The 20,531-nt window shown below is 65.6% G+C and carries 9 protein-coding genes and 1 pseudogene; 4 read left to right on the forward strand and 6 right to left on the reverse strand.

Features of this window, described 5'->3' with window-relative positions; genetic code table 11:
* Both QQL24_RS07550 and QQL24_RS07555 read right to left on the reverse strand, forming a co-directional pair.
* Window positions 1–9,120: hypothetical protein (locus tag QQL24_RS07550; RefSeq protein ID WP_284311333.1), on the reverse strand; the 9,120-nt coding region annotated here is incomplete at its 3' end.
* 1,368 nt (window positions 9,121–10,488) lie between these two features.
* The gene (locus tag QQL24_RS07555) at window positions 10,489–11,085 is read right to left on the reverse strand and encodes a hypothetical protein (protein ID WP_284311334.1); all 597 of its coding nucleotides are present in this window, start codon (window positions 11,083–11,085) and stop codon (window positions 10,489–10,491) included.
* A gap of 483 nt (window positions 11,086–11,568) precedes the next feature.
* On the opposite strand from QQL24_RS07555, the gene QQL24_RS07560 reads away from it, so the two are divergent.
* Window positions 11,569–12,285 (forward strand): outer membrane protein, encoded by a 717-nt coding sequence (locus tag QQL24_RS07560; protein ID WP_284311335.1) that lies wholly within the window; start codon window positions 11,569–11,571, stop codon window positions 12,283–12,285.
* A gap of 443 nt (window positions 12,286–12,728) precedes the next feature.
* On the opposite strand, the gene QQL24_RS07565 is transcribed toward QQL24_RS07560, so the two are convergent.
* Entirely contained in the window at window positions 12,729–12,881 is a 153-nt protein-coding gene (locus QQL24_RS07565; protein ID WP_284311336.1) for a hypothetical protein, read from the reverse strand.
* Between the two features lie 1,203 nt (window positions 12,882–14,084).
* Between QQL24_RS07565 and atzF the strand changes: the two are divergent.
* A pseudogene (gene atzF, locus QQL24_RS07570) lies at window positions 14,085–15,458 on the forward strand (allophanate hydrolase); the annotation flags it as partial.
* Between the two features lie 99 nt (window positions 15,459–15,557).
* Here atzF and QQL24_RS07575 read toward each other — a convergent pair.
* On the reverse strand, window positions 15,558–15,863 hold the full coding sequence (locus QQL24_RS07575; RefSeq protein ID WP_284311337.1) for an adenylate cyclase: 306 nt from the start codon (window positions 15,861–15,863) through the stop codon (window positions 15,558–15,560).
* Between the two features lie 307 nt (window positions 15,864–16,170).
* Between QQL24_RS07575 and QQL24_RS07580 the strand changes: the two genes are divergently transcribed.
* On the forward strand, window positions 16,171–16,821 hold the full coding sequence (locus QQL24_RS07580; protein ID WP_284311338.1) for a glutathione S-transferase family protein: 651 nt from the start codon (window positions 16,171–16,173) through the stop codon (window positions 16,819–16,821).
* Window positions 16,822–16,831: 10 nt separating this feature from the next.
* On the opposite strand, the gene QQL24_RS07585 is transcribed toward QQL24_RS07580, so the two are convergent.
* Entirely contained in the window at window positions 16,832–17,224 is a 393-nt protein-coding gene (locus QQL24_RS07585) for an allophanate hydrolase-related protein (protein ID WP_284311339.1), read from the reverse strand.
* A gap of 224 nt (window positions 17,225–17,448) precedes the next feature.
* Between QQL24_RS07585 and QQL24_RS07590 the strand changes: the two genes are divergently transcribed.
* A complete protein-coding gene (locus QQL24_RS07590; RefSeq protein ID WP_284311340.1) occupies window positions 17,449–19,764 on the forward strand; it encodes a Tex family protein in 2,316 nt (771 codons plus the stop codon).
* A 112-nt stretch (window positions 19,765–19,876) separates the two neighbouring features.
* Here QQL24_RS07590 and QQL24_RS07595 read toward each other — a convergent pair whose 3' ends face one another.
* Complete coding sequence (locus QQL24_RS07595; RefSeq protein WP_284311341.1) at window positions 19,877–20,335, reverse strand: nuclear transport factor 2 family protein; 459 nt, start codon at window positions 20,333–20,335, stop codon at window positions 19,877–19,879.
* Window positions 20,336–20,531: the final 196 nt, after the last annotated feature.

Consider the following 20,531-nt stretch of genomic DNA (forward strand, 5'->3'; position numbering starts at 1 on the left):
GCCGGTCGTGGTGTTGAAGGTCGTGCCGCCACCGAGAGTCGAGGCCGTCGAGTTGCCGAGATTGTCGATGTTGGTGGTCGCGGACGAGGCCACCGCGTTCAGCTGCGAGACGTTCACCGCATCGGTTGCCGCAACGCCGTTCGCGACATTGGTGATCGCCTTGCTGGCCGCATTGATGCCGGCCGTCGTCACGCTCGGGCCGCCCGTGATGGTCACGCCGGTGTTGTCCAGCTTGGTGGTGCCGCCGACCGTAAGGCTGCTGGCGATCGCCACCGTGCTCGCCAGGTTGAAGGTCGCGTTCGGTCCGCTCTGGCCGATCACGATGTTGTTGTCGGTGTTGCTCAGGTCGACCGTGCCGCCCGGCGCGATGTTGCTGGTCGTCGCACCCTTGTTGGTCGACAGGTTCCAGCCCTTGTTCGCCGTCGTCGCGACAGCATTGAGCTGCGAGCCGTTCACCGCGTCCGTCGAGGTTGCCGTCACCGCGCCATTGGCAAGGTTGGTGATGGTCACCGGCGCGCCGGCACCGGCGCCGCCCGTGGCGCCCAGGGTGATCTTGTTGCCGCCGGCGGCATCATACTTGACCGCGATGTTGGCGAGGTTCGTGGTGTTGGCGTCGAGCGCCGTCAGCGCGCCGGCAACCGTGGTCTGCGCCGTCGCGGCGCCCACCACGCCGGTGGTGCTGATGCCGCTGATGTTCTGGCTGAAGCCCGACAGTGTGCCGGTGGTGGTGTTGAAGGTCGTGCCACCGCCCAGGGTCGAGGCCGTCGAATTGCCCAGATTGTCGATGTTGGTGGTCGAAGACGAGGCCACCGCGTTCAACTGGCTCAGATTCACCGCGTCGGTGGCAGCCGTGCCATTGGCGAGGTTGGTGATCTTGGTGTTGTTGGCATTGATGCCGGCCGTCGTCACGCTCGGGCCGCCGGTGATGGTCAGGCCGTTGGTGTTGAGCAGCGAGTTGCCGGTCTGCACGCTGGTGAAGGTCGGCGTCAGGCTGGTGGCGATGGCAATATTGTTGCCGGTCTGCGTCATCGCGATGTTGTTGCCGGCCGTGTAGGTCACGGTGTCGCCGGGCGCGATGTTGGTCACCGCCGTGCCGGTCACCGTGCCCGTGCCGGTGGCCGCCGTGGTGACGTTGAAGCCCTTGTTCGCCGTCGTCGCGACAGCATTGAGCTGCGAACCGTTCACCGCATCGGTCGAGGTCGAGGTCACCGCGCCGTTGGCGAGGTTGGTGATGGTCACCGGCGCGCCTGCACCGGCGCCGCCCGTGGCGCCCAGGGTGATCTTGTTGCCGCCGGGGGCGTCATACTTGACCGCGATGTTGGCGAGGTTCGTGGTGTTGGCGTCGAGCGCCGTCAACGCGCCGGCGACCGTGGTCTGCGCCGTCGCGGCGCCCACCGCGCCCGTCGTGCTGATGCCGCTGATGTTCTGGCTGAAGCCCGACAGCGTGCCCGTCGTGGTGTTGAACGTCGTACCGCCGCCCAGCGTCGAGGCCGTCGAATTGCCGAGATTGTCGAGGTTGGTGGTCGCGGACGAGGCCACCGCATTCAACTGGCTCAGATTCACCGCGTCGGTGGCCGCCGTGCCGTTGGCGAGGTTGGTGATCTTGGTGTTGTTGGCATTGATGCCGGCCGTCGTCACGCTCGGGCCGCCGGTGATGGTCAGGCCATTGGTGTTGAGCAGCGAGTTGCCGGTCTGCACGCTGGTGAAGGTCGGCGTCAGGCTGGTCGCAATGGCAATATTGTTGCCGGTCTGCGTCATCGCGATGTTGTTGCCAGCCGTATAGGTCACGGTGGCGCCCGGCGCGATGTTGGTCACCGCCGTGCCCGTCACCGTGCCCGTGCCGGTGGCCGCGGTGGTGACATTGAAGCCCTTGTTGGCGGTCGTCGCGACAGCGTTCAGCTGCGAGCCGTTCACCGCGTCCGTCGAGGTCGAGGTCACCGCGCCGTTGGCGAGGTTGGTGATGGTGACGCCGCCCGCCGGCGCACCGGCGCCGCCGGTGGCGCCCAGCGTGATCTTGTTGCCGCCGGGGGCGTCATACTTGACCGCGATGTTGGCCAGGTTGGTGGTGTTGGCGTCGAGCGCCGTCAGGGCACCGGCAACCGTGGTCTGCGCCGTCGCGGCGCCCACCGCGCCCGTGGTGCTGATGCCGCTGATGTTCTGGCTGAAGCCCGACAGCGTGCCGGTCGTGGTGTTGAACGTCGTGCCGCCACCCAGCGTCGTGGCGGTCGAGTTGCCGAGATTGTTGATGTTGTTACCGAGCGTCGTCGCCGAGGTGGCGACGGCGTTGACCGCCTGGTTGGTGGCGAAGAGTTCCGAGCCGTTCACCGCGTCCGTCGAGGTGGCGCTGACCTGCCCCGCCGCGACATTGGTGATGGTGCGCACCACGCCGCCGCCGCCGACACTGACGGTGCTCGCCGCATTGGTGCCCGCGAAGGTGTAGGCGGTGTTGGCAATGGTCGTGCCGGCAGTGTTGACGGCGTTGGCCGTCACCGAGCCCGCGCCCAGCGCCACGTCGTTGGCGTTGGTGGCCGTCGAACCCGAGCCGAGCGCCACGCCCTTGCTGGCCGAGGCCTTGGCCGTGTCGCCGAGGGCGATCGAGCCGGCGACCGCGGCATTCGAGCCATTGCCGAGGGCAACCGAGCCCTGGCCGATGGCGAAGTTGCCATTGCCGAGCGCCACGGCGCCGTTGGCGGCCGACGCGCCGCCGGTATCACCGGCAGCCACATTGTTGGCGCCCAGCGCCACGGCGCCCGTGCCGTTGGCGGTGTTGGGATCACCGATCGCCACAGCGCCGTTGCCGAGGGCCTTCTGGCCGACGCCGATGGCAACCGCACCGCCAGCCGCCGAGGCGGCATTGGCGTTGGCACCCGCACCAATGGCGACGTTCTGGCCCGTGGCGCCGGAGACCGCGCTGGCGCCCATGGCGATGCCATTGGTGCCGGCGGCGTTGGCCTGGAAACCAACGGCAATGCCGCTGGTGCCGCTGGCCGTCGCCACCGGACCAACCGCCGTGGAAGTTCCACCGCTGGCGACGGAGAAGTTGCCCAGCGCCGTTGAGCCGCCGCCCGTTGCCTTGGCGTTGTTGCCCAGCGCCGTATCATTTGTCTGACCGGCAAGGGAGGCCGTGCCGACTGCCGTGGCGCCCCCGCCACTGGCCACCGCCGAGGAGCCCAGAGACGTCGCATTGTCGGCCGTCGCCTGAGCGCGCGTGCCGATCGCCACGGCAGACTGGCCATTCGAAAACGCCAGGAAGCCAGCGGCGAAACCGGCCTGGTTGCTCGCCACCGCACTTCCACCGATCGCGATGGCTTCCGAGCCGGTAGCCTGGGAGTCAGACGAGGTGGAATTGGCGTGGAAATACTTGATGCCTGTCGTGTTGATCGCGGCGAGCGCGCTGCCGACATTGTTGTAGGTGTTGCCGCCTACCGTATAGGTCGGCGCGCTCACCACACCCGTGGTGGTGTTGTAGGTCGAGCCGCCGCCGAGATTCGTGGCGACCGAGTTGCCCTGCGCGCTGGTGGTGTTGCTGAGATTGCTCACCGTGGTGTTGGTGGCGTTCAGTTGCGAGCCGTTCACCGCGTCGGTCGAGGTCGAGGTCACCGCGCCATTGGCGAGGTTGGTGATGGTGACGCCGCCCGCCGGCGCGCCGGCGCCGCCCGTGGCGCCCAGGGTAATCTTGTTGCCCCCGGGAGCGTCATACTTGACCCCGATGTTGGCCAGGTTCTTCGTATTGGCGTCGAGCGCCGTCAGCGCGCCGGCGACCGTGGTCTGCGCCGTGGCGGCGCCCACCGCGCCGGTCGTGCTGATGCCGCTGATATTCTGGCTGAAGCCCGACAGCGTGCCGGTGGTGGTGTTGAAGGTCGTGCCGCCGCCCAGCGTCGAGGCCGTCGAATTGCCGAGATTGTTGATGTCGTTGCCGAGCGTCGTCGCCGAGGTGGCAACGGCATTCACCGCCTGGTTGGTGGCGAAGAGTTCCGAGCCGTTCACCGCATCCGTCGAGGCGGCGCTGATGCGGCCCGCCGCGACATTGGTGACCGTGCGCGGCGTGGCACTGCCGACACTGACGGTCGAGGTCGCGTTGGTACCGGCGAAGGTGTAGGCGGTGCCGCCGACGGTCACGCCCGTGGTGTTCACCGTGGTTGCCGTCGTCGAATTCGTGCCCAAGGCGACGTCGCCAAAATTGCTGGCTGTCGCATTCGCGCCGATCGCGACGGCGGAACCGGCCGCGGCATTCGCCGAAGAGCCGATCGCGGTGGCAAATGTTCCGCCCGACGCATTCGCAAAGCCACCGATCGCCGTTGCCGAGCCATTGGCGGCAATTGCGCTGGCGCCGATCGCGGTTGCGAAGGTCCCGCCCGACGCATTCGCGGATGCACCGATCGCCGTAGTCGAGCCGGCACTCGCAGCCGCGCCCGCACCCAAGGCCGTTGAGAAGGTACCGCCGCTCGCGCTGGCGCCCGTACCGACGGCGGTGGCCGAGCCGGTATTGGCGTTCGCTCCCGCACCGATCGCAACCGCATCGGTGGCGGAAGCATTTGACGAGAGCCCCATCGCGATGGTGTTTGACGCGCTCGATACCGCCAGCGGGCCGATGGCGACGCTGTCGGTTCCGGTAGCGGTACCGTCCGCCTTACCCGAATTGGCGTGGAAATACTTGATGCCGGTGGTATTGATCGCGTTGAGCGCGCTGCCGACATTGTTGTAGGTGTTGCCGCCCACAGTGTAGGTCGGCGCGCTCACCACGCCCGTGGTGGTGTTGTAGGTCGAGCCGCCGCCGAGATTGGTGGCGACCGAATTGCCCAGCGCATTGGTGTTGTTGCTGAGCGTGCCGAGGGCCGAATTGGTGGCGAAGAGCTCCGAGCCGTTGACGGCATCGGTCGAGGTCGCCGTCACGCGTCCGGCGGCGACATTGGTGATGGTGCGTTCGGCGCCGACGCCGCCGACGCTCACCGTGCTGCCGGGGCTCGTGCCCTGCACGGCGAAGCTCGTGCCGGCCACGGTGACCGTGGGGGTGCCCACCGCCGTCGCCGTCACCGAGCCTGCGCCAAGAGCGACGTCGTTGGCGTTGGTGGCCGTCGAACCCGAGCCGAGCGCCACGCCCTTGCTGGCCGAGGCCTTGGCCGTGTCGCCGAGGGCGATCGAGCCGGCGACCGCGGCATTCGAGCCGTTGCCGAGGGCAACCGAGCCCTGGCCGATGGCGAAGTTGCCATTGCCGATCGCCACGGTGCCGTTGGCGGCCGACGCGCCGCCGGTGTCGCCGGCAGCCACATTGTTGGCGCCCAGCGCCACGGCGCCCGTGCCGTTGGCGGTGTTGGGATCGCCGAGGGCGACCGCGCCATCGCCAATGGCCGTCTGGCCGACACCGATGGCAACCGCACCGCCACCCGCCGAGGCAGCATTGGCATTGGCGCCGGGACCGATGGCGACGTTCTGGCCGGTGGCGCCGGAGATGGCGCTCAACCCGATGGCCACACCGTTGGCGCCGGCGGCGCTGGCGTTGGCGCCCATGGCGATCGCGCTGGTCTGGCTGGCGTTGGCGCTTGCCCCCAGGGCGATGGCGTTGGTCTGGCTGGCTTTGGACGAGAGGCCGATTGCGGTTGAATTGACGCCCGTTGCCTTGGACAGCAGGCCGAAGGCCATCGCCCCATCCAGGGACGCCGTCGACTCGGCGCCGATGGCGAGCGCATTGTTGCCGGCGGCCGAGGCGCCGGCCGTCTTGTCACCGCCGAAGGCGAGTGCGTTCGTTCCCGTCGCCGTGGCAGACGCACCGAGGGCGACCGAAAAATCGCCCGTCGCAATCGTGCCGGACGCAAAGGGATGGCCGCCGATGGCAACGGCGTTCTCGCCCGTCGCGACGGCGCTATCGCCGATAGAAACCTGTGAGCCGACGCCCGTGGCATTGGCATGATAGCCGAGGGCCACGGGGGAGCTGCCCTTGGTGTTCGTGCTGCTCGCCAGCGCGCCGCCGCCGATGGCGGTGCCGGCCACGCTGCCGCCGGCCGTATTCGTAACCGTGGCGCCGGTGCCGACCGCAACCGAGCCGCCACCGCCGCCCGCCACCGAGCCGACCGAGGCAGTGGAGTTAGCGCCCAAGGCGATCGAGCCATTGCCGTTGTTGGAGTTGCCGACCGCATTCGCGCCGCTGCCGATGGCGATGTCACCGCCCTGATGGGAATTCGCCAGGTTGCCCAGGGAAACGCCGCCGCTGGCCGCCGAGGCCGTCGTCGCACCGGAACCGATGGCAACGGCGTTGGTGGCGGCAGATGCGGACGACACGCCTATGGCGAGGGAATTGGTGTTGCTGGCTGTGGCGGACAGACCTTGGGCGATGGAACTCGTGCCCGAAGCGACCGCGCTCTGGCCGACCGCGACGGCGTTGGCACCGTTCGCCGTGGAATCGGTGCCGCTCGAATTGACGTGGAAATACCGGATGCCGCCGCCCGAGATCGAGGTGTTGATCGCGTTGAAGGCATTGCCGACATTGTTATAGGCGGTGCCGTTGACGGTGTAGGTCGGGGCCGATACCGCGCCTGTTGTGGTGTTGTAGGTGGCACCGCCGCCCAGATCGGTGGCCACCGAGGTGCCAAGGGTGTTGAGGTTGGTGCCGAGCGCGCCGATCGCCTGGTTGGAAGCGAAGAGCTCCGAACCGTTCACGGCGTCGGTCGAGGTCGCCGAGATCCGGCCGGCGCCGACATTGGTGATGGTGCGCTCGGCGCCGCCTGTGCCGATGCTGACCGTCGAGTTCGCCGCCGTGCCGGCGAAGGTATAGGCTGTGCCGTTGATGGTGGTGCCGGTGGTGTTGACCGCCGCCGCCGTGGTGGATCCGGAGCCGAGTGCGACCCCATTGGTACTGCCCGCGGTGGCGCCCGCTCCCAGTGCGATGGCGTTACCGGCCGACGCGCTTGCGCCCCACCCGAAAGCAGCCGCACCTTGAGCCGACGTCACGGTGCCGTCGCCGACACTGACAGCGTGCGGCGAATTGGCTCCAACGGTGCCGGGGCCAACGACCACGGCGCCGGTCGAGCCCGCGTTGACAACCGCCCCCGGCCCGATGGCCGTCGAATCATTGCCGAGCGCCTTGGTGTTCCCGGCGAAATCGCCCGGCCCGCCGATCGCAAGGGCTCCCTGGCCGGCTGTGACGCCCAGCCCGATCGCGACTGAGCCGGAGGAGCCGAACGCGTTCGCATTTTGTCCGAGGGCGAGGCCGTTGGCCAGCGCCGCGCTGGCGCTCGAGCCGATCGCGATACCGTTGTTCGCCGATGCCTTGGCGGTATCGCCGAGGGCGAGCGCGCCAGCTGCCGCAGCATTCGAGTTGTTGCCGAGCGCAAGCGAGCCCTGGCCGATGGCGAAGTTGCCGTTGCCGACGGCCACGGCGCCGTTGGCGCTCGTCGCACCGCCGGTGTCGCCGGCGGCGACATTGTTGGCGCCTAGCGCCACGGCGCCGGTGCCGTTGGCCGTGTTGGGATCGCCGAGGGCGACCGCACCATCGCCGATGGCCTTCTGGCCGACGCCGATGGCGACCGCACCACCACCCGCAGAGGCGGCGTTGGCGTTGGCACCCGCGCCGATCGCCACGTTCTGGCCGGTGGCGCCGGCGAGTGCGCTCGCGCCCATGGCGACACCGTTGGCGCCCGCAGCGTTGGAGGACAAGCCGATGGCAATAGCATTGGTGGCACTGGTCTTGGCAGAAGTACCGAATGCTATGGCGTTGGCACCGCTGGCGTTGGCCGCATTGCCCAGCGCGGTCGCACCGACATTACCCGCGGTTGCACTCACGCCGATAGAGACGGCATTTGCGGTGGCCGCGGCAGTGACGCTGGCGCCAAGACCCATGGCAATGCCGCCGGATGCAGCAGCGTTAACGCTGGTATTGGCGCCCAAAGCGATCGAATTGGCGGCGGCTGCCTGTGCTGCCGTTGCGTCGCGGGTCACCGAACCGTCGTTCAGGCCGCCGCCGATGGCGATGGCGCGCACCCCGCCTGCATTCGCCGAATTGCCGATGGCCACGGTATTGTTCTGGGTAGACTGGGCGGTGTTTCCAAGCGCGACGGAGAAATTACCCGAAGCAGTAACCTCCCGGCCCACGGCGATGGCCGTATTGCCGGAGGCCGTCAGATACGTGCCGATCGCAATGGCTGTCGTGCCCGAGGCCGTGGTCTGCGAGCCCAGCGCCACGCCGGTCACGGAGGCGTTGGCGGCATAACCGAGCGCCACGCCACCCAGTTTGGCAACCGAACTGGTACCGACTGCAGTCGAGGCGGAATCGGTCGCGAGTGCCCCAGCGCCGATGGCAGTTTCGCTATTGCCTGGCATGGGCGTGGCACTGGTACCGCCGGTGCGGGTGACGGTGGTGGTCGATCCCGCGCCGCTGGCATTTGACGAAATACCAATTGCAACCGAGTTGATCGTGGTCGACGCCGCGCCATAGCCTGCTGCGAACGAGCCATTCTGTGTTGCGAGTGCCCCAACACCCAGGCCGACGGAGCCAACGCCGCTTGCGGTGGTGAAAGCGGCTAAAGAACCACCGCCACCAATGGCGATTGAATCGGTAGCGTTCGCAGTCGTCTGCCCGCCGAGCGCAATCGCATCCTGGCCGCTCGCATTCGCCGCAGCGCCGATGGCAACCTGGTCGCCGCCCGTCGTTGGGCTGGAAGCGTTGGCCAAACCGCCGATCGCAATCGACTGGCCGCCGGTGCTGGGCGAGGTGGCCGTTGCATTGGCGCCTATGGCTATCGCGGCAACAGTGGCGCCGGCACCGCCCTGGGCATTGGCGTTGGCACCAAGGGCGATCGTCCCGCCACCGTTGGCCGTCGCCTTCGTGGTCGTGGAACCGCCGAGAGCGATGCTCGAGGTGCCTGACACGTTACCGTAAACGCCTAGAACACTACCGTTGTACTGCGCCTGCGCGCCACCCGTCGTGGCCAGCAGCACGGCAGCGACACTCACGCCGCCATAAAGCGCCGCCGCCAGCGTGCCCCCGCCGCCCGTCAGCGAGCCCAGACCGAGCCGCTTGTCCTTCATGCCCAGCACGCGGTGCGCCATGCGCAGGACCGCGTAGATACGCCTGCGCAAGCTGCGGTTGGCGTGCTTGGCGAGGGAGATGCTGTCGTTCTGAGGCATTGCGAGGCTCGGCCTGTCCTGGTCGTCGTGTTATGGCTGGCCCGCAACTGAAAGTCGCGCGGGCCTGGCCGTCCTTCAATCGTCCTCCACCCGCCGGATTTCCGGTCTTGGTTTCGGATCTGGAGTGCCGGGGTGCTGCTTCGACCCATCACTTCAGTGAAGTGTGGCTCGGTTGTTACGGAAGGCCCCGATCTTTCCGATTTGTAACGCTCATAACCTGTTTCGTACTTAACACGCAAATCGCCAACAATCCGTAACTGTGCGTTTTTATGTGCCGGTGATCGAAAAACGATCATTTATCATACTTAAGCAACACGACGGGCAGGTGTCATAATTCGAGAGAGTGGTAACTTTCGAAATTGTCTGGGCGAGATCGGTATTACAGTTATCACGGGCGTGAATCTAAGAATTTCTATTGAACTGCCCTCACGTCATACAGTTATCGTTATTGATTAATCGATTTATCTGACGCTGTCTTTAGTTTTCGCTTAAAATTATGTTTCGCGGCCATCCCGCAACGTCACTTCGTTGCACGGACGACGAGGCATTAACCGAACAAACGGTATCCGGCCGGATTTCAGCAACACTGAAATGTCCAGAAAAAGCGAAACGAATAGGCAGCGCTGCGCGGCAATCAAAAAACTGTGAAACCGATTTCAATACTTCAACGATGGTTCCCAGCTACCTCCGTCCTCAGGCGTTGTTGCACTTCTGCAACGGATCAGATTTTTTGAGATTCACAGCGCTTTGAAGAGTGCCAAAAGGCAAGAACGGCCCAAATCCGTGTTCGGTTACCTCTCCCTGTTTCCCTTCAAAATACCTAAATTTGGCTCGAAACTTACCTCCCGATACGCCTTTTTGTGCGATTTTGCGCATTGAAATGGCCAAGGCAGGCCGACAGAGAATATTTCCTTACAGGAATAAAATTATGCCATGAGTTAAGTAATTATCTTGCAAAGAGATATTGCAAAATTACAAGTGAAAAAATGACGTTAGGGAAGGTCGGAAGGTCATTACGGCGAAAAATAGACAGATCGACGGCTCGTTGCCCTTGGAGACTGCGCTGCCTGTGAGTCGAGATCAGGCCAGGCGAGGGCCGGCCACCAGGATTTCGAACCATGGCGCAACGCCCATAGGCGCCAACGTTGTTGGGGGACTCAAGAAGGGCGCGGCACCAGCCACTTCCCTCCCCCTTTGCGGGCTATGGCATGTACATATCCCGGCCTATCAGGCCAAGGCGCCCTGAATCCTTCCCCGGTTCGAGTAGGAAGAAGCTGTCTCGTCGGGTACAGAGAGACCCTCATCCTCCTACACCTCTTCACCATTCCCGTTCCGGGAATGGTGAGTCCACGCGGCGTTGGGTGCCCCCTACGGCTTGGGCTTCGCCGGTTCCGGCGCAGGTGCGGCGGCCGGCGCAGGAGCAGCAGCCGGCGCCGGGGCAGCGGGTGCCGGGGTCTGTGCGGCCGGCGCATTGGCAGCAGGAGCGGCGCCCGCCGTGGTGGCGAGGTTCACGCTGATGCCGTAGAGCATCACCTTCTGGTCGACGAACTGATAGAACAGCTCGAAATTCAGGCGGCCATCCGGACCGACCGGAAAATAGCCCGCCAGATGCAGAAGCCCGTTCTTCTCGATCTGCGGCTGCAGGGTGATCGTCGGCTCGAGAATGAGCGCGCCGCCAAGATCGAGACCGGCATTGCGCTGGCCGGCGAAGATCTCGCCCAGCTTGGGCAGCGTGTTGTTGCGCTGGAAGTCGGGAGAACCGAGATCGCGCAGCACCGAATAATTGCCGGTCTTGTTGGCCTGGTCGAGCGCAATCAGCGTCGAGCGAACCAGCACGAGAACAGCCGTGGGTTCGAGCTTCACAGCCTGCGGTCCGGCTTGGGCCGGCGCCGGAGCGGCCGGCTGCTGCTGGGCTGCCGCCGACGTCGCCGGCCCCAAGGCGAGGCCGAAAGCGAGCAGACTCATGGCCGCCACACTTGCGACCGGGCGCCGCCTTGTCGTTGAAGATACCTGCAATGGATGGACTTTCGTTGAGCTTGTGCTTCCCTTGCGGGGAGCCTGCGCGGATTTGTATCGCGATCTCCGGATTCCGCAACGTCCAAGTAACATCCTACCACGCCTCGCCGCGTCCTCGCCAGAGAACATGGAAACCCGCGTTCCCGGCGGGGGCGCCGGCCGGTGAAGTGGCCATCGAGCCCGATAACAAGTCATGGCGCTCCGGGTGATCCGTCGTCCGGCATTATCCAGCCAAATGGCGGGAATATAGGTCGGGTGTGACTTTCCAATCACATACTCCTTCACGAGACTCTGCTACGTTGACGCACTGGCTTCCCCAGAGCAAAGCGCGTTTAAGCGTAAACGCTGCTTTACTCTAACTCTTTGGTTCGACGCGTCTTTGCGATTCTTGCCGATTCCGGCAAATCGCAAAACGCTTCAGGAGTTCGCAAGATGAAGTTTGCCCTCGGATTCGCCGCCCTCCTGCTGTCTGTCGGAAGCGCTTTTTCTGCCGACCTGCCGATGGTGAAGCCTTCGGAGCCGGTTGCGCCCGTTACGCCCTTCGATTGGACCGGCCCCTATATCGGTCTGCACGCCGGCTATGGCTGGGGCCATGAAAAGGATAACCAGAGCCGTCTTTTCCCTCCCGCCCAGTTCACCACCGACAGTTTCAATGTCTCCGGCTTTGCCGGTGGCCTTCATGGCGGGTACAATTATCAACTGAATTCCTTTGTGATCGGGCTCGAGGGCGATGTCGATTATGCCGACATCGACAAGTCTGCCCATGCCGTCTATCTCGCTGGCACGGAGCACAGGCGGCTCGAATTGAAGAGCGATTGGCAGGGGTCGCTGCGTGTGCGTGCGGGTTACGCCATCGATCGGCTTCTGCTTTATGGCACGGGCGGCGTTGCATTCGCGGATGGCAAGCTCACCAGTTCCGGGACGGAAGGCATCATCCGCCTGCCGATCCCCACGACCAGCAGCAGCAAGACCCATATCGGCTGGACTGCCGGCCTGGGGGCGGAGTACGCCTTTACCGACCACTGGATCGGGCGTGCGGAGGTACGCTACAGCGACTTCGACTACAAGACTTACAAGACCTTTGACGGGCCGGTGAAGTCGAAATGGGACCAGGTGGTGGCGACCCTCGGTGCAAGCTACAAATTCTGATCGGCGGCCTGTGACGGCATAGCCCGCGGGCCAGTGTTCGCGGCATCCTTCTCCGCCGGCGACACAGGCGTTGGTGTTCATCGACACAAAAAGAGAACGGATCTTGACTTTCGTTCGGTCCCATGCTTTATTCCCTAACGGAATGAGGCGTCAGCGGCCGGCGCAAGCGCAACCCGGCTCCGAACGCCTCCATCCACCCCGACAGCCTGTCCAAGCGATAGGCCTGCGGCGGTCACGCTTCTCTCGAAGCCGACCTCCAGGGGTGACGAGCGGGACAGACGGGATCGGCACCCCATGGAAGTGCCACGCGATCCCTGGACGGGGCGTGACGGGCTTGAGCCCGGCAGCGCCTCCGTCCCCATCTCCCGCCGATGCGGTGAAGACGGCTCATGCCACTGTCCGGCCAGGACTGCAGCGCTGAGCCCCTTGACCGAGCCGGCTGGTCAGGTTCGGATGGTCCGTGCCATCCGCTCCCGGCTCGCCTCCGCCTTGCTGAAGGCGGAAAAACAGGTGGCCTTGCGCGCCTTGTCAGCGTGCCAGGCAGCCGGAACGGGGCGATGGCGGCCTGCACCGACAGTGCGGCCTGCATCTTCCATGATCCTGCCTTCACGGCTGCTCCGCAGCCGCCATCGCCCGGTCTCCTCATCAACCCAGCCGGAAAGGGCGTGGGAACGAGAGCGTTTGCGCGTTGTGGTGAGAATACAGTTCTTCGCTCCAGATGGCTCTCCCCTCCCCGCCGCTTTCAGCTTCGTCTATGGCGTTCACACATCTCCGTATTATCGGCGCATGGGGCGCGAAAAAATCCTTCCCCGACTGGTGCTGTCGAATTCACACATCCCAGCTCGAGAAGAATAGACGCAAGCAATTCGGGTGAGCGAGATGAGACGGTTGAGAATAGAACGCGCCGTCGAAGTCCCCTCGCCCCGTTCTTACGGGGTGTCGTCAACTCTCTTGAGTTGACTAGGGATAGAGGTGAGGGGCTGCGCAAAGCTCTGGGATTAGCCTTCTTCAAGTCGCCATGACGCCTCAGCGTCTCACTGTATCCATTTGATTTGTTTAAGAAAATAGTCCTGCGAAAGTCGCGCAGCCCCTCACCTCTATCCTCTCCCCGTAAGAACGGGGCGAGGGGGCGCAACCGCCTCGTCCTTTTTTCAAACCGACTCTTCTCGCCCGACTGCCGACCGCGTCGCGCTTCAAGCATTGATTTCTCCACGATCCCTAAGCGCCTGTGGCACCGACACCACCATCGCCGCTCTCCCGGATTGAAGCGGCCCGGCCTGCCAATTTCGGAGCGCGCATGGCCCAAATCTTGAGCAGATATGCGTCGATTTTCGTCTTGCCTGCCGCCACCCGCGCGAACCTATCCATGCTACGCAATGGAATCGAGCCATATTGTCCTTGGCACGCTGCTTGCTCGGCTTGTGGCGTTGCGTTGATGGGTTAGAGCATCATGGCGTTAGATTGGATCGCGGGGGCGCCGTCACTCCGGCTGGAGCGAAGCGGAACGCCGGAATCCATGAACACCAACCTCACAGGACAGTGTTCATGGATTCCGGATCTCCCTTCGGTCGTCCGGAATGACGCCCCCCATTTGCCGGTCGATGCAGACAGAAGATGCTTTGCTTTAGGGTTCCGCCTCGTGTCGACGACGCCTGCCCCCGAGACATCCGGCCAGGGCGCGGCGGGTGGTTGCCGAGGGTGATCGTGGAGTCGGTGAAAATGGAAATGGAAATGGTAATTCGCAGACCGACGACAGGCCGGAAAGCCGGCGACATCGCCGCGCTGGCGGAGACCGCGTGATGTTGCCCGCCATGCTCGATATCGCGACCCTGTCGCAAGCCTATCGCCAGGGCAGCCTCTCTCCCTCGCAGGTCGTGGAAACCGTCCTGGCGCGCATCGAGGGCCATCCCGACAAGGCGGTGTGGATCAGCCGCCTGCCCGACGCGGCGATCCGGGCCGCCGCCAGGGCGCTCGAGGCCGCCGGTCCCAAGCCGGATCAGCCGCTGTGGGGCATTCCCTTCGCCGTGAAGGACAATATCGACTGCGCCGATCTCGACACCACCGCCGCCTGCCCCGCCTTCGCCTATCGCCCTGAGGCCGATGCCTTCGTGGTGGCCCGGCTGAAGGCGGCCGGCGCCCTGCTGATCGGCAAGACCAATCTCGACCAGTTCGCCACCGGCCTCAACGGCACGCGCTCGCCCTATGGCGCGCCGCGTTCGGTGTTCGACCGGCGCTACATCTCCGGCGGCTCGTCCTCCGGCTCGGCAGTGGCGGTGGCGGCCGGCCAGGTTTCCTTCGCCCTCGGCACCGACACGGCCGGCTCGGGCCGCATTCCGGCGGCCTTCAACAATCTCGTCGGCATCAAGCCGACGCGCGGCCTGTTTTCCACCACCGGCCTGGTGCCGGCCTGCCGGAGCCTGGACTGCATCACGGTGCTGGCGGCCAGCGTCGCCGAGGCCGGGCTGGTGCGGCGGATCGGCGAGGGCTTCGACGCGGCCGATCCCTATTCACGCCACCCGCGCGAGGCGCCGGCCTGGCCGGCCAAGGGCTTCCGCTACGGGGTGCTCGGGGAGGCGGAGCGGGAATTCTACGGCGACGAGGAGGTCGCGGCCCTCTATGACGCGGCCGATGACCGGCTCGCCGCCCTCGGCGGCACCAGGGTGGCGATCGACTATGCCCCCTTCCGCGAATGCGCCCGCCTGCTCTATGGCGGCCCCTGGGTTGCCGAACGCCTCGCCGCCATCGAGGCCTTCGTCGACGAGAAGGCCGACGCGATGGATCCGACCGTGCGAGGGATCATCGAAGGCGCGCGCGGCATCAGCGCCGTGGAGGCGTTCCGCGGCGCCTATGCGCTGGAGGCGCTGCGCCGCCGGGCCGAGGCCGAATGGGCCGGGATGGACGTGATGCTGCTGCCGACGGCGCCGACCATCTATACCGTGGCCGCCATGCAGGCCGATCCGATCACCCTCAACTCCAATCTCGGGCGCTACACCAATTTCGTGAACCTGCTCGATTGCTGCGCCATCGCCGTGCCCGCCGGCTTCCGCCAGGACGGCCTGCCGGCCGGCGTCACCCTGATCGCGCCGGCCTTCGCCGACGACGCCATCCTCGCCCTCGCCGGGCGGCTGATGCAGGCCAAGAGCTGGGGCATGGGCATCGACAGACAGGCGGCGTGACGCGGAGGCCCGGCCAACAATTCTCGCCATGCGTGAATCCGCTGCGGCCTCCGGGTGGAGATCGCAGCGAATCCGCCTCTGCCATGCGCAATTGCGTCAATTCGGCTTATGGAACTGCTGGAAACCAGCCACGTCGTACTGAGATACGCTCTTCGGATTCTTGGAGTTCTGCGACTGGGTGCCTGCGTAGTGCATTCCCGCGTTGCCATTTGGGTTGAAGGCTGAACCCGGGGCACTGCTGGCGTGGCCCGGCGTGACATTCCCCGTATCAGGGGTGCCAATTGTTTGGCCGGGCTGACCCGTGGTTCCCGTCACCGTGTGGACGTTGGCGGCGGGAGCCGTCGCAGCATAGACAATGGCGAGAATGACACCGGCGATGAGTGGAAGATAGGTACGGGACATTGCAACCTCCTTTGCCATTGAGGCAGATGTTGCTTCCGGGCCGGACGCGCGGTCCAACCCCTCCAGCCCCCCATGTAGAACACGCAAGGGTTGGCCTTTATTCGCGACAACGCCATGCCGCGCCAGAGTGGAAAGCAGACTTGCAAATTCCCCTGCCCAGCGCAGAAGGTTCGGGCCGCGAAATCCCCTGGCCAGGGAAAGCAAGGCAGGTTGTCGGGAGCCGCGCCGGCCGTTCGTCCTTCGGATGCAAAGAGCAAAAATCGAATCGTCACTTTCGACAGCGTGACGCAATACCGGGAGCCTTCCCATGACCCCCACCATCACAGCCTTTCAACGATCGCCCGACCGCGGCAGGGGGCTGGCGCGTGACATGCCTGTTCGTTGGGCGCTCGAAGAAGTGGGCCAAGCTTACGACGTTCGTCTTGTTTCGTTCAGCGCGATGAAGGAACCCGCGCATCGGGCGCTCCATCCTTTCGGGCAGATTCCGACCTATGAGGAAGGCGATCTCGCTCTGTTCGAGTCGGGGGCGATCGTGTTCCATATCGCGGAGCGCCATGCTGGCCTGCTGCCGGACGATGCGAATGCCCGGGCGCGCGCAATCACGTGGATGTTTGCCGCGCTCAGCACGGTGGAGCCGCCGATCCTGGAACTCGCAACCGCCAGGCTTCTGGAGGGCGACAAGCCCTGGAGCAAAGAGCGCCTGCCTCTGGTCGAGGATCGCGTTCGAGACCAGTTGAAGCAACTTTCCGTTCGCCTCGGCGATGACGACTGGCTCGATGGGGGGTTCAGCGCCGGCGACCTGATGATGGTGTCGGTGCTGCGCAGGTTGAACCGGTCGGGCCTGCTGGACGAATATCCGAACCTCTCCGCCTATGTCGCGCGCGGCGAAGCGCGGCCGGCCTTCAAGCGGGCCTTCGATGCCCAATTGGCGGTTTTCACCGCCGCATCGACCGGCTGACAAGGGCTGCCTACCCCGCCTGCAGTGCCATGAAGGCCCGCCAGCCGCCGAGCGCGGTGATGTCCTCAGCCCCCTCCATCGCCCGTGGCTCGGCCACGAAGCCCTTGACGCTGGTGCCGTCCTCGAGCGCCACTGTGCCGATCGCCAGCGGAGCGGGGACCTCCGCGACGAAGCTGCCAAAAGCCGCGACATCGAGCTCGTAGATCTCGAGCTCGATCGAGCCGCCGCCGGCGGCGTGGACCAGGGCCGGCTTGGGCGGGGTCGTGCCGGCCATGGCATAGAGCCGGTAGCTCGGCGCCGTGCGGCTGGCGCGCACGAAGCGTGCCTGCCGGGAGGTGAGCTGGTGATGCAGCGGCATGCCCGCGAGATGGGCCCCGACCACGGCGAGCTGGACTGAGGTCATGGCGTCATTCCGTCACGATCATGCGCGCGGCCGTGGGATCGAAGCCGCTGCAGGGGTTGTTGCCCATGAAAGTAGATTTCTTTCAGATTTATAAGCAAGGAAATTTCCATTCACGCCAGGGGCGGCCACAGGCTGTGGAGAAGCCCGCCCATCCCGCCTGAACCATGGCGATGCCGCGCACTCTTCACTATCGTGCGCGACCCGCCATTTCGAACGAGGAGCGCATGACCGGCACAAGAGACAGCGGACGCATCGCCTCGATCATCGCATCGGATATCAACGCCAGGCCCCAGCAGGTGGTCGCCGCCATCGCGCTGCTCGACGAGGGGGCCACGGTTCCGTTCGTGGCCCGCTACCGCAAGGAGGCAACCGGCGGCCTCGACGACACGCAGTTGCGCTTGCTGGCCGAGCGGCTTGCCTATCTGCGCGAACTCGAGGCGCGGCGCCAGACCATCCTCTCCTCCATCCGCGAGCAGGGCAAGCTCACGGACGAGCTCGAAGCCAAGATCGCCGCCGCTGTCACCAAGACGGAGCTGGAGGACATCTATCTCCCCTACAAGCCCAAGCGCCGGACCAAGGCCGAGATCGCGCGCGAGCGCGGTCTGGGCCCGCTGGCCGAGGCGATCCTGGCGGACAGGAAGGTAGCGCCGGCGGACCTCGCCAAGGCCTATCTCACCGACGAGGTTCTGGACATCAAGGCCGCGCTTGAAGGCGCGCGCGATATCCTGGCCGAGCAATTCGCCGAAAACGCCGATCTCGTCGGCCGCCTGCGCGCCTACATGAAGGAGCGGGCCTTTCTGCGCGCGCGCGTCATCGAGGGCAAGCAGGACGCCGGCGCGAAATTCTCCGACTATTTCGACCATGTCGAGAAATGGTCCGGCGTGCCCAGCCACCGGGCGCTGGCGATGCTGCGTGGGCGCAACGAGGACGTGCTGTCGCTGGATATCGAGGTCGATGCCGACGATACTTCGCCCGTGAAGCCGGTGGAGCGCATGATCGCTCAGGCCTATGCGATCGGAAACGCGCTGCCCGGCGACCGCTGGCTGATGGAGATCGCGAGCTGGACCTGGCGCGTCAAGCTCTCGCTGCACCTCTATCTCGACCTGATGGGCGATTTGCGCGGCCGGGCCGAGGAGGAGGCGATCCAGGTCTTCGCACGCAACCTCAAGGACCTGCTGCTCGCCGCGCCGGCCGGGTCCCGGGCCACCATGGGGCTCGATCCGGGCATCCGGACGGGTGTGAAGGTTGCCGTGGTCGACGGCACCGGCAAGCTGGTGGCGACGACCACCGTCTACCCCTTCCCGCCGAAGAACGACGTGCGCGGCGCCCAGGCGGAGCTTGCCGGCCTCGTCCGCAAGCACGGCGTCGAACTGATCGCCATCGGCAACGGCACCGGCAGCCGCGAGACCGAGAAGCTGGTGGCGGAGATGCTGTCCGCCCTGCCCGCACCCAAGCCCCTCAAGGTGATCGTGAGCGAAGCAGGGGCGTCGGTCTACTCGGCTTCCGAGGCGGCCGCGGCCGAGTTCCCGGATCTCGACGTCTCGCTGCGCGGCGCCGTGTCGATCGCGCGCCGGCTGCAGGATCCGCTGGCGGAGCTGGTGAAGATCGAGCCGAAGTCGATCGGCGTGGGCCAGTATCAGCACGATGTCGATCAGTATCGGCTGGCGCGCTCGCTGGACGGCGTGGTGGAAGATGCGGTGAACGCCGTCGGCGTCGACCTCAACACGGCCTCCGCCTCGCTGCTGGCGCGCGTGTCCGGTCTCGGCGCCTCGCTGGCGGAAGGCATCGTGGCGCATCGCGATGCCAGCGGGCCGTTCTCGAACCGGAAGGAGTTGCTGAAGGTCAGCCGTCTCGGGCCGCGCGCCTTCGAGCAATGCGCCGGCTTCCTGCGCATCCCCAAGGGCAGCGAGCCGCTGGACGCCTCGGCCGTGCACCCGGAAGCCTATGGCGTGGCCAAGAAGATCGTCGCGGCCTGCGGGCGCGATGTCCGCGCGCTGATGGGCGACAACGCCGCCCTTAGGGCAATCGATCCGCGCGTCTTCGTGGACGAGCGCTTCGGCCTGCCGACCGTGCGCGACATCATCGCGGAGCTGGAGAAACCCGGCCGCGATCCCCGGCCCGAATTCAGGACCGCGACCTTCGCCGAGGGCATCGACAATATCAAGGACCTGAAGCCCGGCATGCTGCTGGAGGGCACGGTCACCAATGTCGCGGCCTTCGGCGCCTTCGTCGACATCGGCGTGCACCAGGACGGCCTGGTGCATGTCTCCCAGCTGGTGGACCGTTTCGTGAAGGATGCGCATGAGGTGGTGAAGGCCGGCGACGTCGTGAAGGTGCGCGTCATCGAGGTCGACATCCCGCGCAAGCGCATTGCCCTGTCGATGCGCCGCGACGCCGGTGCCGGCGCCGCGAAACCGATGCGGCGGGACGACAGCCGGGACAAGCCGAATACGCCGCGGCCCGGGCAGGGCCGGCCGGACAAGCCCGGCGGCCAGGGCGCCTTCGGCGCGGCGTTGGCGGAGGCTCTGAAGAAGCGTTAAGGAGCGCTGTTTACGACAGAGGTGGGTGCACTGGGGGCGGGTCTTCAGACCCGCCTGATACGTCGCGGATGAGGGCTGGCAGGCGGGTCTGAAGACCCGCCCCCCAAACCGGTCACGGCGCCGACGCGCGCGTGTCCGTCCAGTCGACCATCAGCTTGCGTTCGGCGAACAGCCAGGCGCCATCCTGTTTCACGAACTGGTCGAGATAGCGGATCGAGGCGACCATCAGCGTCCGCTTCTCGCCGTCCACCGTCAAATGGTGGGCGATGCAATAGCTCTCGCCGGTGGCGCTGTTACCCTCGAGGCGTATGGTGCTCTGCCCGTTGAAATGCGTCGTGGCCCGATACTGGTTCAGGTCGGCGAAGACAGGGGCGAGCGCCTCCCGGCCGTGGAGAGCATAGGTCGGCTCAGGCGCCTTGCTGTCCATGAAGACATGGAAGGCCGTATCCTCGGTGAACAGCGCCATCTGTCCCGCGGCATCGCGCCGGTCGGCACAATGGGCATAGGCATCGATCAGGTCCCGGATGGCGAGCCGGTCGGCTGCTTCTTCGGGGGTGATGGTCTGGGGCATGGTCTCTCCTTGGGCCTGTCGTCCGTTATGAATAGCGTGGAGTGAGGCCGGATTGGGAGAGCGAAAATCATCTCTCATCGTGTGAACGGTTATAGCGAGAAGGGCGAGGAGGGTGCTTGACACAGAGCCACCCGAACGGGGAACGAAAAACCCCTTATCTCTTTGAAAAGAAATACACTTCTTACCCAGACGCCGG

Origin of the sequence: Labrys miyagiensis (genome assembly GCF_030160835.1) — a bacterium.
Taxonomy (GTDB): domain Bacteria; phylum Pseudomonadota; class Alphaproteobacteria; order Rhizobiales; family Labraceae; genus Labrys; species Labrys miyagiensis.